Source organism: Klebsiella sp. BIGb0138, from assembly GCF_004342285.1.
In the GTDB taxonomy this organism is placed as follows: Bacteria; Pseudomonadota; Gammaproteobacteria; order Enterobacterales; family Enterobacteriaceae; genus Klebsiella.
Genome location: NZ_SMCV01000003.1, coordinates 151,818 through 168,276, shown reverse-complemented (window position 1 = coordinate 168,276; position 16,459 = coordinate 151,818). Strand labels below are relative to the sequence as shown.

Genomic DNA, 16,459 nt, shown 5'->3' with positions numbered 1-16,459 from the left:
ACGGTAATAAAAAAATCCCGGCCTTGCGACCGGGATGACATTAACAGAACGTACCTGACTTACGGCAGAATTGACGGCTGATCCGCCCCTTCTTTCTCAACTTTCTGCTGCAGCATATGCTCGCGCTTCATGCCCAGCTTCAGCGCCAGCGCGGACGCTACGTAGATAGAAGAGGCCGTACCGATAGAGACGCCGATCAGCATGGTCAGCGAGAAGCCTTCCAGCACCGGGCCGCCAAAGAGATACAGCATCAGGATCACCACCAACGTGGTACCGGAGGTAATCAAGGTACGATGCAGCGTCTGGGTCAACGACACGTTGAAGATCTCATACGGCGTACCGCGGCGGATCTTACGGAAGTTTTCACGGATACGGTCAGAGACCACGATGCTGTCGTTCAGCGAGTAGCCGATCACCGACATCAGCGAGGCCACGATGGTCAGGTCAATTTCGATATGGAACAGCGACAGGATGCCCATAGTAATGACCACATCGTGCGCGAGGGCGATAACCACCCCGGCGGCCAGACGCCATTCAAAACGGAAACCGACGTACACCAGGATACAGATCAACGCCGCCAGCAGCGCCATCGCGCCGCTTTGCGCCAGGTCTGCCCCGACGCTTGGCCCCACGAACTCGATACGTTTCACCGTCGCGTTCTGGCTGGTCGATTCGTTAATCACGCTAATGACCTTACTGCCCAGCTCCTGGCTGCCGTTGGCATCGTGTACCGGCGGCATACGCACCATGATATCGCGGCTGCTGCCGAAGTTCTGCAGCTGCGGCTCTTCAAAGCCCGCCTTCTGCAGCGCGTCGCGCATCTGGTCCATGTCCGCGGGTTTTTCGAGGGTAATTTCAATCACCGTCCCGCCGGTGAAGTCCAGACCCCAGTTAAACCCACGCACGCCCATCACAATAATGGCGGCAATCAGCAGAAAACCGGAGATGCCGAAAGCCCAGTAGTCCCAGCGCATAAAGTCATAGACTTTACGGCCGTGGTTCAATTGTTCAACAGTATATTCCTGTGCCACAACGCACTCCTCAGATAGACAGCTTTTTAACGCGCTTGCCGCCGTACAGCAGGTTCACGATGGCACGGGTGCCGACGATAGCGGTAAACATCGAGGTTGCCACACCGATACCGGTAGTAATAGCAAACCCTTTAATGGCACCGGTACCGACCGCGTACAGGATGATAACTTTGATCAACGTCGTGATGTTAGCATCGAAGATCGAGCTGAATGCGCCCTTGTAACCTTCATCAATCGCCTGCTGAACGGAACGCCCGTTGCTCAATTCTTCTTTAATACGCTCGTTGATCAGTACGTTAGCATCGACCGCCACCGCAAGGGTGAGCACGATACCCGCAATCCCCGGCATACTCAGCGTGGCCCCTGGCAGCAGGGACATGATACCGACGATCAGAACCAGGTTCGCCACCAGCGCCGAGGTCGCAATCAGACCAAATTTCTTATAGAAGAAAATCATGAACAGGATAGAAACGACCAGACCAGCCAGACACGCTTCCAGGCCCTGTTTGATGTTCTGCATCCCGAGGGTTGGACCGATGGTACGCTCTTCAACGATCTGAATCGGCGCAATCAGCGCACCGGCACGCAGCAGCAGCGAAAGCTGACGCGCTTCGTTCGGGTTGCTGATACCGGTGATACGGAAGCTGTTGCCCAGGCGCGACTGGATGTTGGCGATGTTAATCACCTCTTCCTCTTTCACCAGAACCGCACGACCGTTGGCATCTTTCTTACCGCTGTCTTTGTACTCCACGAACAGGGTCGCCATCGGCTTACCGATGTTGTCCTTGGTGAAGTTAGACATGATGTTGCCGCCTGCGCTATCCAGAGAGATGTTAACCTGCGGCTGGTTGAACTCATCCATGCTCGACGTCGAGTCGGTGATATGGTCACCGGTCAGAATCACGCGCTTGTAGAGTACAACCGGGCGACCTTCACGGGTATCTTTCACTTCGGAGTCGCCAGGCACGCGGCCCGATGCGGCAGCGGCGCTGTCAACGTTGCTGTTGACCAGACGGAATTCCAGGGTCGCCGTGGCGCCGAGGATCTCTTTCGCCCGCGCGGTATCCTGAATACCCGGCAGCTCAACCACGATACGGTCGGCGCCCTGACGCTGAACCAGCGGCTCGGCAACGCCCAGTTGGTTAACGCGGTTGCGCAGTATATTAATGTTCTGCTGTACGGCGTATTCGCGGGCCTCTTTCATGCGCTCATCGCTCATCACCGCTTTCAGGGCGTTATTTCCCTGGCTGGAGATGACCAGATCGCGGTGGCGCGGGCCCAGCCAGGAGATGGCCTGATCGCGTGCTGCGCTATCGCGAAAAGCAATGCTCAGACCAAAATTGTCTTCCTTACGCACGGTGGAGTAAGGGATGCCTTTTTCACGCAGTTCGCTGCGCAGGCTGTCGATATTTTGTTCCTGCAGTTTGCCCAGCGCAGTCTCCATATCCACTTCCATCAGGAAGTGTACGCCGCCGCGTAGGTCAAGACCCAGCTTCATCGGCTCAGCATGAATGGCCGCTAACCAGCGCGGGGTAGCCGGTGCAAGGTTCAGCGCCACAACGTATTTGTCACCCAATACGCCCATCAGCACTTCACGTGCGCGTAACTGGACATCGGTGGTGTCGAAGCGCGCAAGAATGGCGCCCTCTTCCAGTGCCACAGACTTAGCGGTAATTTTTTCTTCTTGTAACGTTTTCTGGACCTGGATCAGCGTTTGCTCACTGGCGGCGACACCGCGCGCGCCAGTGATTTGAACGGCCGGATCCTCACCATACAGGTTGGGGAGCGCATACATCAGGCCGACGATGATCACGACGACCAGCATGATGTACTTCCACAAAGGATAACGGTTTAACACGGCAGTTCCCTTAGGGAAAAGTGGATTACAGCGCCTTCATGGTGCCTTTCGGCAGAACGGCAGCTACGAAGTCACGTTTAATAACCACTTCAGTGGTGTCATTCAGTGCGATAGCAATGTATCCGCTTTCCGCCACTTTAGTCACGCGACCGACCAGACCACCATTCGTCAGCACTTCATCACCTTTCGCGATGGAGTTCATCAGGTTTTTATGTTCCTTGGTGCGTTTCTGCTGTGGGCGCAGGATCATGAAGTAAAAAATCAGACCGAACACCACCAGCATCAGAATCAGAGACATCGGGCTACCCTGCGCCGCGCCACCGGTTGCTGCTACCGCATCAGAAATAAAAAAGCTCATTCAAATTCCCTCATTATTAAAATTAATCAACGTTCAAAGGTGGAACAGGTCGCCCCTGACGTTGGTAAAAATCGGTCACGAAGCTCTCTAATTTACCCTCTTCGATAGCCTTGCGTAAACCAGCCATTAAACGCTGATAGTAGCGCAGGTTATGAATGGTATTGAGGCGCGCGCCCAATATTTCGTTGCAACGATCGAGATGATGCAAGTAAGCCCGTGAATAATTGCGACATGTATAGCAATCACACTCCGCATCCAGCGGCGCGGTGTCGCTTTTATGCTTCGCGTTACGGATTTTCACCACGCCGTCGGTGACGAACAGGTGACCGTTGCGCGCGTTGCGCGTTGGCATGACGCAGTCGAACATGTCGATACCGCGGCGTACCCCTTCAACCAGATCTTCTGGTTTGCCGACGCCCATCAGATAGCGCGGTTTGTCCGCCGGAATCTGCGGGCAAACGTGCTCCAGGATACGGTGCATGTCTTCCTTCGGCTCGCCGACAGCCAAACCGCCGACAGCGTAGCCATCAAAGCCGATATCTACCAGACCTTTAACCGAGATATCACGTAAATCTTCGTAAACGCTGCCCTGGATGATGCCGAACAGCGCGTTTTTGTTGCCCAGCCCGTCGAAACGGTCGCGGCTACGCTGCGCCCAGCGCAGGGACATTTCCATCGAACGTTTGGCATAATCCCAGTCCGCCGGATACGGCGTACATTCGTCGAAGATCATCACGATGTCGGAACCGAGATCGTACTGAATCTCCATCGATTTTTCAGGATCGAGGAAAATAGGATCGCCGTTGATCGGGTTGCGGAAATGGACGCCCTGCTCGGTAATCTTCCGAATATCGCCGAGGCTGAAGACCTGAAAACCGCCGGAATCGGTCAGGATCGGCCCCTTCCACTGCATGAAGTCATGCAGATCGCCGTGCAGCTTCATGATTTCCTGGCCAGGCCGCAGCCACAGGTGGAACGTGTTGCCGAGGATAATTTGCGCGCCGGTGGCTTCAACTTCTTCCGGCGTCATCCCTTTTACGGTGCCGTAGGTGCCGACAGGCATAAAAGCAGGTGTTTCAACCACACCGCGATCAAACACCAGCCGGCCGCGGCGGGCGCGGCCGTCGGTGGTATCCAGTTCAAATTTCATCTTCACTCCTGCGTCAGAAAAACAGTCTGACGTTAAACACTCATGCCGCGGACTGACTCCCCGACATGCTCAAAAATAGCCTGCGGATTGTACGTGATAAACATCGCGTCCCCGTAGCTAAAAAAGCGATATTTTTGTTCTACCGCAGCCTGATAGGCATTCATGGTGTGCTGATAGCCGGCAAAAGCCGACACCAGCATAATCAGAGTCGATTCAGGGAGATGGAAGTTGGTCACCAGCGCATCAACCACTTTGTACTGATATCCCTGATAGATGAAAATCTGCGTGTCGCCGAAGAACGGTTCAATGAGGTCGTTTTTCGCCGCCTGCGCCGCGCTCTCCAGCGAACGCACGGAGGTGGTGCCTACCGCAACCACGCGGTTGCCGCGCGCTTTCGCCGCCAGCACGGCATCGACAACCTCCTGCGGCACTTCGGCGTATTCGGAGTGCATAATGTGGTCTTCAATCGTCTCCACGCGCACCGGCTGGAAGGTCCCCGCCCCGACGTGCAGCGTGACGAACGCCATCTCGATGCCTTTCTCACGCAGCTTTTCCAGCATCGGCTCGTCAAAGTGCAGGCCTGCGGTCGGTGCGGCGACGGCCCCCGGCCTGGCGCTGTAGACGGTCTGATACAGCTCGCGGTCGGCATCTTCATCCGGGCGGTCGATATACGGCGGCAGCGGCATATGGCCGATGCTGTTGAGAATATCCAGCACCGGACGCCGATCGTTAAATTCGACTTCAAACAGGGCGTCGTGGCGCGCCACCATGGTGGCGCTGATGCTTTCATCATCGCCAAGCAGCAGTTCCGCGCCCGGCTTCGGCGCTTTAGAAGCGCGAATATGTGCCAGAATACGTTTATCATCCAGCATGCGCTCGACCAGCACTTCAATCTTGCCGCCGCTGGCTTTACGGCCAAACAGACGCGCCGGGATCACGCGGGTATTGTTAAAGACCAGCAGATCGCCAGGGTTGAGCTTATCGAGCAGATCGGTGAAAGTACCATGCGTCAGCGCCCCCGTCGGCCCGTCTAACGACAGCAGGCGACAGCGACTGCGCTCCGGCTGTGGGTAGTGGGCAATCAGTGATTCGGGTAATTCAAAGGAAAAATCGGTAACGCGCATGACGGTGGCTCAGACTAAATAAAGAGGCGGGTAGTCTAGTGCCGGGACGTGCTCCCTGCAACCGTTACCACCCCCGCGCGGAGATAATCCGCGAAATAATACGCGTCGTCTGGCGATAACCCCTGCGGCGTGAGTGAATAGCGAAGGTCCTTCGGGGCGCGGCCGCCGACGGCCCGCATCGCAGCCGGGCGTATGCCCGCAAGGGAGTCGGCGCAACCGAGCGCGACCATGACCCCAGGAAGACAACGCCCATGCAGCCTGAAACACACAGAGTATAACGATGAATTTTTTGGCACACCTGCACCTCGCCCATCTTGCCGACAGCTCGCTGCCCGGTAATCTGCTGGCGGATTTCGTCCGCGGTAACCCGCAGGCGGACTATCCGGCCGATATCGTCGACGGCATTTTTATGCATCGCCGCATCGATGTCATGACCGATAATCTGGCGGAAGTAAAACAAGCCCGCGAGTGGTTTCGCCCGCAAACCCGTCGCGTGGCGCCGATCGCGCTGGATGTAATGTGGGATCACTTTCTTTCACGCCACTGGGAGCGGATTGCACCCGATATGCCGCTCAGTGAATTTGTGCGCTATGCCGAAGCTCAGGTGACAACCATTTTAGCGGATTCGCCACCGCGATTCGTCAATCTCAACGCCTATTTGTGGTCCGAACGCTGGCTTGAACGTTATGAGGATATGGCGTTTATTCAGCGTGTCCTCAACGGCATGGCCAGCCGCCGACCACGTCTCGACGCCCTGCGCGACTCCTGGCAGGATCTGGACGCCCATTACCACAGTCTTGAACAGCAGTTCTGGCATTTTTACCCGCGTATGATGGCCCAGGCCAAAAAACATGAGTTATAAATGATTGCGCTTTCTTATAAAAAGTCTATTCTGAACGGCGTATTCCAACATCTATTGATAGGTAAAACCTATCTCATTGATTGTCAACGTCACGTTGAGTTCGCATGAACCAATCCCTATACTTGCCCGCGTTGCGTTCCAATTAACCTTATTATTAACAGGAGAATCATATGGTTCTGGTCACTCGTCAGGCTCCGGATTTTACCGCGGCGGCAGTTTTAGGTAACGGCGAAATCGTTGAGAAATTCAACTTCAAACAACACACCAACGGTAAAGCGACCGTCCTGTTCTTCTGGCCGATGGACTTCACCTTCGTTTGCCCGTCTGAGCTGATCGCCTTTGACAAACGTTACGAAGAGTTCCAGAAGCGCGGCGTGGAAGTGGTTGGCGTCTCCTTCGATTCCGAATTCGTCCACAACGCATGGCGTAACACCCCGGTAGACCAGGGTGGTATTGGTCCGGTTAAATACGCGATGGTTGCTGACATCAAACGTGAAATCCAGAAAGCTTACGGTATCGAACATCCGGACGAAGGCGTGGCGCTGCGCGGCTCGTTCCTGATCGACGCTAACGGCGTCGTTCGCCACCAGGTAGTTAACGACCTGCCGCTGGGACGTAACATCGACGAAATGCTGCGCATGGTTGACGCGCTGCAGTTCCACGAAGAGCACGGTGAAGTTTGCCCGGCGCAGTGGGAAAAAGGCAAAGAAGGGATGTCCGCCTCTCCGGAAGGCGTTGCAAAATACCTGACCGAAAACGTCTCCAGCCTGTAATCGGTTGACGTTGTGAAAAAGGCCCGCGAATGCGGGCTTTTTTTGTTTTCCTCGCGGAATGTCCAGGGGTTAAAACGCAAAGCAGGAGCAGCCCAGCACGCCCCAGAACGCCTGCTCGTCCGCGACCGGGATCGACGACTGGCGGGCGATATTGTGCTGGTGCCCGTGCACGCCGCAGCTGCCGCAGCACTGATGCATTTGCACGACGGCGCCGATTTTGGCCGCCGCCGGCGCTGCGGAACGATAGTGACCCGGAACCTTAACCACCGGAGACCAGTCAGGCAGGACCGGAATCGGCGGCGGCGCCAGCGGCGAAAAGTGCCCGGCGGCATACACCACTTTGCCGTCAACGACCGTCAGCACCGACTCAATACCTTTAATCTCCTCTTCCGGCACGCTGAAATAGTCTTTTGATAGCACCACGAGGTCGGCAAGCAGATCGTTCTCGATTCGTCCTTTCTTACCCTGTTCACTGGAGAACCAGGCGCTGCCCGCCGTCCACAGCTCCAGCGCCACGTCGCGCGGCAGACGGTTGCTTTCGTCATACATCGCCATACCGCCCACGGTGCGCCCGGAGACCAGCCAGTAGAGCGCGGTCCATGGGTTATAGCTCGCCACCCGCGTGGCGTCGGTCCCCAGCCCCACCGGGACCTCCAGCGCCAGCATTTTCGCCACCGGCGGCGTATGCCTGACCGCATCCTGGCCGTAGCGGTCGACGAAATATTCGCCCTGGAACGCCATCCGGTGCTGTACCGCAATGCCGCCGCCGAGCGCCTTCACCCGTTCAATATTGCGTTCGGTAATGGTTTCCGCGTGATCAAAGAACCAGTGCAGACCGTTAAACGGAATATCGCGGTTCACCTTCTCAAAAACGTCCAGCATCCGGCTGATGGACTGGTCATAGGTTGCGTGCAGGCGGAACGGCCAGCGGTGTTCCACCAGATGGCGCACCACCCGCTCCAGCTCATCCTCCATCCCTTCGGGCAGGTCCGGGCGCGGCTGCAGGAAATCTTCAAAATCCGCGGCCGAGAACACCAGCATCTCGCCGGCGCCGTTGGCGCGGAAAAAGTCGGTCCCCTGCCCCGGCTTGAGCATATCGGTCCAGCGGGCGAAATCGTCCAGCTCCTGCTTTGGCCGCTGGGTAAACAGGTTATAAGCGATGCGTATGGTCATCTGCTCCTGCGCATGCAGCTGTTCAATAATTTGATAATCTTCCGGGTAGTTCTGGAAACCGCCGCCGGCGTCAATGGCGCTGGTCAGGCCGAGCCTGTTCAGCTCGCGCATAAACTGGCGCGTCGAGTTGACCTGTAGCTCCAGCGGCAGCTTCGGTCCCTTCGCCAGGGTGGCGTAGAGGATCATGGCGTTAGGTTTGGCGATCAGCATCCCGGTCGGGTTACCGTGGCTATCGCGGACAATTTCGCCGCCGGCGGGATCCGGCGTCTCTTTGCCGTAGCCCACCGCCTTCAGCGCCGCCCGGTTCAGCAGCGCGCGATCGTAGAGATGCAGGACGAATACCGGCGTATCCGGCGCCGCCGCATTGAGTTCGTCAAGGGTTGGCATGCGCCGTTCGGCGAACTGGAATTCACTCCAGCCGCCCACCACGCGCACCCACTGCGGCGACGGTGTGCGATCGGCCTGCTCTTTGAGCATCCGCAGCGCGTCCGCCAGCGACGGTACCCCTTCCCAGCGAAGCTCGAGGTTGTAGTTCAGCCCCCCGCGGATCAGATGCAGGTGGGAATCATTCAGTCCCGGGATCACCGTATGCCCCTGCAGATCGACGATCTGCGTCCCCTCCGCGGCAAAGCTCATGATCCGATCCCGGCTGCCGGTGGCGAGGATCTTACCCTCGGCGATCGCGACAGAATCGGTCAATGGGTTGTTTCGATCGAGTGTATGAATTCGTCCATTCGTCAGGATCAGTGTGGCAGTTTGCGACATAACGCTCTCCTTCAGGAGGCCGGCTCAGTTTTTCTTTAACCAGCCGGCAAACAGGCGGGTCACGATGGGCATCCACAGCCAGACCACCAGCGCGACCACCCAGGCATCATTAATCAAATGCAGCAGCAGGCTTCCCCGCCATGCGGGCAACAGCATCCCGGTCAGCCAGGGCACCAGGTTGGTGCTGGGAAAAATCACCAGCAGCGTCAGCAGAAACTGTTTCCAGCGCAGCGGCTGACGGACGTTCACCGCCGGTGGGGTAAACCAGAATGCCGCTTCGGTGCGCACTTCCGTGCGATCGCCTTCATTGAGCAGCGGCGCAATTTCCGCCACCAGTTCGCGGCGCGTTTCCGACTGCGTCCAGGCGTAGAGATGTTCAATGGTGTCGAAGTGAATGATGATGCTCCAGAGATTCTGCCCGGCCGCCGGGCGAATCACGTTTGCGCCAAGATGGCCAGGAAACTCCGCCGCGACAGGCATAATTTTCCCGAGCCATTGCTCATAGCGTTCCCCATCCTCGGGATTGAGTACATGGCTTATCACCAGGGTCACCGATTTCTGTTGCGTCATGACCGGACTCCTTGCTGCAGCACAACGGGCGAGCGTTAACCCACCCAGGACAGGCGATCAGGCCTGGCGTTGCGAAGCGCCGTGCACCATCGTATAGGCATAATCCACGCCCATACCGTAAGCGCCGCTGTGTTCGCGCACCAGATCCATCACCGCGTCGTAGGTCTCTTTGCGCGACCAGTCGCGCTGGTATTCCAGCAGAACCTGCTGCCAGGTCACCGGTACGGCCCCGGCCTGCACCATACGGTCGATTGAGCGCTCATGGGCGTCAACCGACGTGCCGCCGGAGGTATCGGTCACCACATACACTTCATACCCCTCCTCCAGCGCCATCAGCGCCGGGAAGGTCAGGCACACTTCGGTCCACAGCGCGGAGATAATCAGTTTTTTCCGCCCGCTGGCTTTCACCGCTTGCACAAAAGCGGCATCTTCCCAGGAGTTCATTGAGGTTCGTTCAATTGGTTTAACCTGCGGGTGTACCGCCAGTAATTCCGGCCAGATATAACCACTAAAGCTTTTTGTTTCTACCGAGGTATAAATAACCGGGACATTAAAAATCTTGCCGGCTTTGGCCAGCGCAACGGTATTATTTTTAAGCGTCTGGCGGTCAATATTGGCTACCCCAAAAGACATTTGCGGCTGATGGTCAATAAAGATAAGCGTGGAGTTAGTTGGATCGATCAGTTCCCGAATAGACATGACATACCCTCTTAATCAATAAGTTAAAGAGATATAACGGCTACTGTTGTGGGTCTGAATCGTGACGGATAAAGCCTGATGAGTATAGTCAGTTATTTCTAACGAGTTATTAAAGAAATTTTCTGTTGTATGGTGAAAATAAACAGCTATATGGATAATGGATTTCGGGCTAAGGGAGGAAAATCAACGTTGATGCCGCCTGAAAGGCGCCGGCGAGATGGCTCAAGAATCTGTTATTACCCGGCATGCTGTTGGACAAAAAATTACGCCAAAGGGTTCTAAATTATTCACTGGTATTGCCCCTCTGGCTTCGGTAAAACTGAGCCATTCTTGTTTATCGGGTAAGTAATGGATGCGCTTAAACCTTGATGTCCTGCTGATTCTGGATGCATTAGAGACCCATGGCTCTTTCGCCGCCGCCGCAGAGTCGCTGTATAAGACCCCTGCCGCGCTGAGCTATATGATCCAGAAGCTGGAAAGCGATCTGAATATCACCCTGCTCGATCGCAGCGGCCACCGGGCAAAATTTACCGATACCGGCAGAATGGTGCTGGAAAAGGGGCGCCTGTTGCTCAACGCAGCGAAAGATCTGGAAAAACAGGCGCGGCAACTGGATGCCGGCTGGGAGCGGGATCTGAATATCGCGCTCGACGCCTCGTTCCCCTTCGCACGTCTGCTGCCGTTGATCGACGCCTTTTATGCGCAAAACCCGCAGACCCGGCTCAACTTTACCCACCATACGTTGGCAGGAGCGTGGGAAGAACTGACCCGCAACGGCGCGGATATTATTCTCGGCGCCATCAACGAACCGCCCACCTCCGCCGAATGGTCGTGGAAAATGGTCGGCACGCTGGATAATATTTTCGTCGTCGCCCCCGGCCACCCGCTGGCAGAGACCACCCAGCCGCTCGGCAACAAGCAGCTGAGCCTGCATCGGGCGGTGGTGATCAGCGACAGCGCCCGCTATTGCCAGGCGCTCAACAGCAACCTGCTTACCGAGCAGTCGCAAATTCGCGTCGATGATTTCGCCAGCAAAGTGGCGCTGCTGCGGGCCGGACTGGGCTGCGGTTTTCTGCCGCGCCATATTGCCCAACCGTGGCTGGATAGCGGAGAACTGGTGCAAAAACCCGTCCTCTCCTGTCGAGAGAAAGATCTCGCCTATCTTGCCTGGCGTAGCGATAACGACGGGCTGGCTCAGCGCTGGTGGCGGGAGGCTATTCTCCAGCCATCGTTTCTGAGCCAGCTTTATCCTTAACGACCAGACCACACGCTGGCGGAAATCGCCGGTAGCGTCAGCACCCCTTCGTGCCACGCGCCGGCGCCCTCTTTCAACAGCCATTCGCTGACGTCCAGCAGCGGCGAATCCTCAACGACCACCTCGCAGGCTTCGCCGCGGTTGATGGCAACCAGCACGCGCTGCTGTTTATAGACGCGCGCAAAGACCACCACGTTGTCTTCGGCATAAATCACCTGACAACCGCCGTAACGTAACGCCTGGTTGGCTTTACGCAGTTTCGTCATGCGCTTATACAGCCCCAGCAGGACGTTATCCTGCAGAGCGGGATCCCACGGGAAGGGTTTGCGGCAGAAGGGATCGTTATTACCGTCAACCCCCACTTCATCACCGTAGTAAATACAGGGTACGCCTGGCCAGCAGAACAGCCACACCACCGCCAGCGGCAGCCGCGCGACGTCTTTCCCCAGCAGCGACTTAAAGCGCGCGGTATCGTGGCTATCGAGCTGGTTAAACATCCGCAGCTGCTGCTGATGCGACAGCCCGGCGCGATAGTTATCCATCCAGGCGACGCAGGTTTGCGCATCGATGTGCTGCGGATCGTAGGAGATATCGGTATTCGCGAGGAAGCCCCACAGCGGGAAGGTGAAACCGCGATAGTTCATGGCGGCATCTTCGGCGTCCGCCTGCAGCCACTGGCGCGCATCGCCAAAATGTTCGCCGAATACAAAAGCGTCAGGCTGGGTCTGCTTCGCCGCCTGGGTAATGCCGGCAATATGCCGCAGGTTATTCCGCGCCCCGCCCCCTTCGCCCAGCATATGCACCACGTCCAGCCGCCAGCCGTCCATGCTCCACGGCGCTTTCAGCCAGTGGCGGACAATACTGTCCTCCCCGGCATAGATCTCATTGATCAGGCTCGTCGATTGATAGTCCAGCTTAGGCAGGCTGGAATAGCCCAGCCAGCTATGCGCTTCCCCCGCGGGAGAGATGGTAAACCAGTCGCGCCACGGCGAGTCCGCATGGTGGCAGGCGCCGCCGCTGCCGCGCTGGTGGCGGTCGAACCAGGCGTGCGAATCGCCGGTATGGTTAAACACCCCGTCGAGAATCAGGCGCATACCTTCCCGCTGGGTGTTGTGCCGCAGGCGCAGCAGCGCGGCATCGCCGCCAAACTGCGGATCGACGCGGCGATAATCTTCGGTATCGTATTTATGCACGCTGGGGGCGACAAACACCGGATTCAGATACAGGGCGGTCACCCCAAGCTGTTTAAGGTACGGCAGTTTCTCGCTGATGCCGTCAAGGTCGCCGCCATAAAAGGTGGAACCGCCCGCCTCGCCGGTCAGCGGCTCGTCCCACGCTTTGTGCACGATATCCTGCCCGGCGGCATGATGATGATAGACCCGATCCTGCCCCTCCTCCCGCGGCTCGCTGCGCGCAAAGCGGTCAGGGAAGATTTGATAAAACACCTGGTCGGCCACCCACTGCGGGCCGCTATCCGGCAGGTCGACGGCAAACTGCTCCAGGCGCGCCGGCGGGAAACGGTTAAAGCCCTGCGGGGTGAACCAGCGCTGGCGGTCCGCCCACAGAAGTTTGAAGCTATAGCGCCGACGAGGCTGGCCGCTGGCAAGGCTTATCTCGCCGCGCCAGGCGACAACGCCCGGACGAGGCTCCTGGCGTAGCCGGTGCATCGGCAGCGAGAGCTCTTCATTATCTTCTTCGCCGCGGAGCGTCACCCGCTGCGGCAGATCATCGCCGCTTAACCATAATGTGATCAACAGTCGTTCCTGCTGCTCCTTGATAAACGGAGCCACAGGCAGGTGCCATGCCTTCAACATCGTCATTCCTCTCTCTCCAGAATGGGCACACCTTGCCACAGCGCGCGGGCATATGACTCATCATCACCGCAATTATTGGGGGAGGATAATGGGGGTGGAGAAAACGCCTGCCGGATAGCGCATAGCGACCCGGCAGGCGAAGGGGAACGTTACTGCGCCTGCGCCAGCTGGCGGTCGCGGCGGATTTTAAACTGCCAGCCAACCAGCAGCAGTACAATCCACGCGCAGCCGACGTACAGCGAGATGCGGGTATCCGGGTGGTAGCCAATCAGCGCAATAATAAAGACCAGGAACGCCAGCCCTACCGCCGTTGTGGCCACCCCGCCAGGCACTTTAAACTTCAGCGCTTTCGCCTCTTCCGGCGGCAGCCGGCGGCGGAAGGCAATCTGCGACAGCAGGATCATAATCCACACCCAGACGGTGGCAAAGGTCGCCAGCGACGCAATCACCAGGAAGACATTTTCCGGCATGATGTAGTTCAGATAGACCGCAAACAGCAGCGCGACGGTCATCACCAGCACCGTCACCCATGGAATACCGTGACGCGAGGTTTTGGCGAAGATCTTCGGCGCGCTGCCCTGCTCGGCCATCCCGTGCAGCATACGCCCGACGCCAAACACATCGCTGTTAATCGCCGACAGCGAAGCGGTCAGCACCACAAAGTTGAGGATGCTGGCGGCAAAGGCAATGCCCATATGCTGGAAGGTCAGGACGAACGGGCTGCCGTCGGTTCCGACCTGGTTCCACGGATAAATGGACATGATCACGAACAGCGTGCCGACATAGAACACCAGGATCCGCATCGGAACCGAGTTAATGGCGCGCGGAATAGATTTCTCCGGGTCTTTCGCCTCACCGGCGGTAATGCCGATAATTTCAATCCCGCCGTAGGCAAACATCACCATCTGCAGCGACATCACCATTCCCAGCCAGCCGTGGCTGAAGAAGCCGCCGTTGCTCCATAGATTATGGATGCCGGTGGGCTGACCGCCGTTGCCGATCCCCCAGATGATGATGCCGAAACCGGCAACGATCATGATGATAATGGTGGCGACTTTAAAGAAGGAGAACCAGAACTCCAGCTCGCCGAAGACCTTAACGCTCATCAGGTTGACGGCGCAGATAATCAGCACCACGCTGAGCACCCAGATCCAGTGCGGCACCGTCGGAAACCAGACGCCCATATAGATGCCAAAGGCCGTCACGTCGGCAATCGCCACAATCAGAATTTCAAAGCAGTAGGTCCAGCCGGTGATATAGCCCGCCAGCGGACCGAGGTAGTCCTGCGCATAGCGTGAAAATGAGCTGGCGGCCGGGTTATGTACCGACATCTCGCCCAGGGCGCGCATAATGATGTACGCCGCCGCACCGCCGATAATATAGGCTAACAGTACGCTCGGGCCGGCCATCTTAATGGCGTCAGCCGAACCATAGAACAGGCCGGTACCGATTGCGGAACCCAGGGCCATAAAGCGGATATGCCGGGTACTTAGCCCGCGCTTAAGCTTGTTACTACTTTCCATCGTATTCCATGCCGTTTTTCTCTTTTAGCCTTCGCGAGGGCAAAAAGCAAAAGAGGATTACCTGAAAAACAAAAAACCACGGGACCCGAAGTCCCGTGGCTTAACACTGATTATAAATGCCGGTTAGTGTGCGCTGGAGGTCACCTGACGCCCTGCCGCACGATCCCAAATAACCGCCAGAACCACCATCACCGCGGTAGGCATCAGCCAGGCCAGACCCTGCTCGGCCAGCGGCAGACGCGCGGTCCAGGCGGGCAGCAGATCCGCAAACGCCGACGATTTAATGCCGTCAATGATACCAAACATCAGGCTGATAAACATGGCCGGCGCAATCACGCGGGACGAATTATGCCACCAGTTGCGGGTAAAGCTTAATACCACCAGGGCAATACAAGGCGGATAGATAGCCGTCAGCACCGGAATAGAAATCTGAATCAGGTGGCTCAACCCGAGGTTGGAGACCGCCATCGAGAAAATCCCGAGGATAAACACCAGTGAACGATAGGATAACGGCAGGTACTGCGCGAAGAACTCCGCACAGGCGCAGGTCAGGCCCACGGCGGTGACCAGACAGGCGATGAAAATCAGCGCCGCCAGCATGAAGCTGCCCGCACCGCCGAAGGTGTGCTGAACGTAGGCATGCAGAATGGCCGCGCCGTTAGCGGACTGATCCACCAGCGTCGCGCTATCAGAACCGAGGCGGAACAGCGCCAGATACAGCAGCGTCAGGCCCACGCCGGCCATCAGCCCAGCCCACACGGTGTAGCGGGTCAACAGGCGCGCTTCGCTCACGCCACGGGAACGCGCGGCGTTAACAATCACGATCCCGAAGACCATCGCGCCGAGGGTGTCCATGGTCAGATAGCCGTTGACGAAGCCGTTAGAGAATGGCGCGGTACGATAGGCCTCCAGCGCGTCGCTGATCGGGCCGGCCGGCCAGATAATCGCGGCAACGGAGAGAATAATCAGGGCGATAATTTTCAGCGGCGCAAGGAAATTGCCCACGGTATCCAGCAGCTTGCCCGGATAGAGAGAGACCAGAATCACCAGCGCGAAATAGATTACGCTGTAAACCATCAGCGGCAGCGCGCCGTCGCCGGTCAGCGGAGCAATCCCCACTTCAAAGGAGACCGTGGCGGTACGCGGCGTGGCAAACAGCGGCCCGACGGCCAGGTAGCAGACCACAGCCAGCAGGATACCGGCGACTTTGCCGATCGGCGTGCTCAGGCTTTCCACGCCACCGCCCACCTTCGCCAGCGCCACGACCGTTAGCACCGGTAACCCCACGGCGGTAATCAGGAAGCCAATAGCGGCGGTCCAGACGTGTTCACCTGCCTGTAAACCGACCATCGGAGGGAAGATAATGTTGCCTGCGCCAACGAACAACGCGAAGGTCATAAAGCCCAACGCGATGATGTCGCGAGATTTTAACTGATGGGTCATAAATTCATTACTGCCTGTGGATGTGGTGTTGTTAAAAAACGGGAAATACCGTGCCTTCCCC

14 protein-coding genes are annotated in these 16,459 nt (G+C 57.4%); 3 read left to right on the top strand and 11 right to left on the bottom strand.

The features are described 5' to 3' along the window. Positions 1-59: 59 nt before the first annotated feature. From secF to queA, 5 genes are read right to left on the bottom strand one after another with little or no spacing between them, the layout of a single operon-like run. Positions 60-1,031: a protein translocase subunit SecF gene (gene secF, locus EDF73_RS08870; protein ID WP_132728392.1), complete on the bottom strand. Its 972-nt coding sequence runs from the start codon at positions 1,029-1,031 to the stop codon at positions 60-62. A 10-nt stretch (positions 1,032-1,041) separates the two neighbouring features. Continuing rightward, entirely contained in the window at positions 1,042-2,889 is a 1,848-nt protein-coding gene (gene secD, locus EDF73_RS08865) for a protein translocase subunit SecD (RefSeq protein WP_132728391.1), read from the bottom strand. Between the two features lie 25 nt (positions 2,890-2,914). Further along, positions 2,915-3,247, bottom strand: a complete 333-nt coding sequence (gene yajC / locus EDF73_RS08860) for a preprotein translocase subunit YajC (RefSeq protein WP_004099423.1) — start codon at positions 3,245-3,247, stop codon at positions 2,915-2,917. 22 nt (positions 3,248-3,269) lie between these two features. After that, on the bottom strand, positions 3,270-4,397 hold the full coding sequence (gene tgt / locus EDF73_RS08855) for a tRNA guanosine(34) transglycosylase Tgt (protein ID WP_132728389.1): 1,128 nt from the start codon (positions 4,395-4,397) through the stop codon (positions 3,270-3,272). A 32-nt stretch (positions 4,398-4,429) separates the two neighbouring features. After that, on the bottom strand, positions 4,430-5,521 hold the full coding sequence (gene queA, locus EDF73_RS08850; protein ID WP_132728388.1) for a tRNA preQ1(34) S-adenosylmethionine ribosyltransferase-isomerase QueA: 1,092 nt from the start codon (positions 5,519-5,521) through the stop codon (positions 4,430-4,432). A 280-nt stretch (positions 5,522-5,801) separates the two neighbouring features. Here queA and acpH point away from each other — a divergent pair, with 280 nt between their 5' ends. Together acpH and EDF73_RS08840 are read left to right on the top strand one after the other, a co-directional pair. Then, on the top strand, positions 5,802-6,383 hold the full coding sequence (gene acpH / locus EDF73_RS08845; protein WP_132728386.1) for an ACP phosphodiesterase: 582 nt from the start codon (positions 5,802-5,804) through the stop codon (positions 6,381-6,383). Between the two features lie 170 nt (positions 6,384-6,553). Then, positions 6,554-7,156: a peroxiredoxin gene (locus EDF73_RS08840; RefSeq protein ID WP_132728384.1), complete on the top strand. Its 603-nt coding sequence runs from the start codon at positions 6,554-6,556 to the stop codon at positions 7,154-7,156. Between the two features lie 69 nt (positions 7,157-7,225). Here the strand turns inward: EDF73_RS08840 and EDF73_RS08835 are convergent, their stop codons facing one another. Genes EDF73_RS08835 through EDF73_RS08825 form a run of 3 tightly spaced genes read right to left on the bottom strand, consistent with a single transcriptional unit; the run spans position 7,226 to position 10,363 of the window. After that, the gene (locus EDF73_RS08835; RefSeq protein WP_132728382.1) at positions 7,226-9,094 is read right to left on the bottom strand and encodes an amidohydrolase; all 1,869 of its coding nucleotides are present in this window, start codon (positions 9,092-9,094) and stop codon (positions 7,226-7,228) included. 24 nt (positions 9,095-9,118) lie between these two features. Continuing rightward, positions 9,119-9,664 (bottom strand): antibiotic biosynthesis monooxygenase, encoded by a 546-nt coding sequence (locus EDF73_RS08830; protein ID WP_132728380.1) that lies wholly within the window; start codon positions 9,662-9,664, stop codon positions 9,119-9,121. Between the two features lie 57 nt (positions 9,665-9,721). Beyond that, positions 9,722-10,363 (bottom strand): hydrolase, encoded by a 642-nt coding sequence (locus EDF73_RS08825; RefSeq protein ID WP_132728378.1) that lies wholly within the window; start codon positions 10,361-10,363, stop codon positions 9,722-9,724. 352 nt (positions 10,364-10,715) lie between these two features. Between EDF73_RS08825 and EDF73_RS08820 the strand changes: the two genes are divergently transcribed. Next, positions 10,716-11,618: a LysR substrate-binding domain-containing protein gene (locus EDF73_RS08820; protein ID WP_132728377.1), complete on the top strand. Its 903-nt coding sequence runs from the start codon at positions 10,716-10,718 to the stop codon at positions 11,616-11,618. Here EDF73_RS08820 and malZ read toward each other — a convergent pair. The 3 genes from malZ to brnQ all read right to left on the bottom strand — a co-directional run bounded on the left by malZ (position 11,615) and on the right by brnQ (position 16,398). Next, the gene (gene malZ, locus EDF73_RS08815) at positions 11,615-13,432 is read right to left on the bottom strand and encodes a maltodextrin glucosidase (protein WP_132729008.1); all 1,818 of its coding nucleotides are present in this window, start codon (positions 13,430-13,432) and stop codon (positions 11,615-11,617) included. The two genes, EDF73_RS08820 and malZ, sit on opposite strands and share 4 nt — an antisense overlap. A 149-nt stretch (positions 13,433-13,581) precedes the next feature. Further along, positions 13,582-14,955 carry a proline-specific permease ProY gene (gene proY / locus EDF73_RS08810; protein ID WP_132728375.1) on the bottom strand — a complete coding sequence of 458 codons (1,374 nt, stop codon included), beginning with the start codon at positions 14,953-14,955 and terminating at the stop codon, positions 13,582-13,584. Between the two features lie 123 nt (positions 14,956-15,078). Beyond that, positions 15,079-16,398, bottom strand: a complete 1,320-nt coding sequence (gene brnQ / locus EDF73_RS08805; protein ID WP_132728373.1) for a branched-chain amino acid transporter carrier protein BrnQ — start codon at positions 16,396-16,398, stop codon at positions 15,079-15,081. Positions 16,399-16,459 lie beyond the last annotated feature (61 nt).

What these genes read in the sequence shown, in the direction of transcription:
- brnQ (WP_132728373.1), bottom strand. Translation starts at nt 16,398, where the DNA reads ATGACCCATCAGTTAAAATCTCGCGACATCATCGCGTTGGGCTTTATG.
- yajC (WP_004099423.1), bottom strand. Translation starts at nt 3,247, where the DNA reads ATGAGCTTTTTTATTTCTGATGCGGTAGCAGCAACCGGTGGCGCGGCG.
- EDF73_RS08840 (WP_132728384.1), top strand. Translation starts at nt 6,554, where the DNA reads ATGGTTCTGGTCACTCGTCAGGCTCCGGATTTTACCGCGGCGGCAGTT.
- malZ (WP_132729008.1), bottom strand. Translation starts at nt 13,432, where the DNA reads ATGTTGAAGGCATGGCACCTGCCTGTGGCTCCGTTTATCAAGGAGCAG.
- acpH (WP_132728386.1), top strand. Translation starts at nt 5,802, where the DNA reads ATGAATTTTTTGGCACACCTGCACCTCGCCCATCTTGCCGACAGCTCG.
- EDF73_RS08820 (WP_132728377.1), top strand. Translation starts at nt 10,716, where the DNA reads ATGCGCTTAAACCTTGATGTCCTGCTGATTCTGGATGCATTAGAGACC.
- proY (WP_132728375.1), bottom strand. Translation starts at nt 14,955, where the DNA reads ATGGAAAGTAGTAACAAGCTTAAGCGCGGGCTAAGTACCCGGCATATC.
- queA (WP_132728388.1), bottom strand. Translation starts at nt 5,521, where the DNA reads ATGCGCGTTACCGATTTTTCCTTTGAATTACCCGAATCACTGATTGCC.
- tgt (WP_132728389.1), bottom strand. Translation starts at nt 4,397, where the DNA reads ATGAAATTTGAACTGGATACCACCGACGGCCGCGCCCGCCGCGGCCGG.
- EDF73_RS08830 (WP_132728380.1), bottom strand. Translation starts at nt 9,664, where the DNA reads ATGACGCAACAGAAATCGGTGACCCTGGTGATAAGCCATGTACTCAAT.
- EDF73_RS08825 (WP_132728378.1), bottom strand. Translation starts at nt 10,363, where the DNA reads ATGTCTATTCGGGAACTGATCGATCCAACTAACTCCACGCTTATCTTT.
- EDF73_RS08835 (WP_132728382.1), bottom strand. Translation starts at nt 9,094, where the DNA reads ATGTCGCAAACTGCCACACTGATCCTGACGAATGGACGAATTCATACA.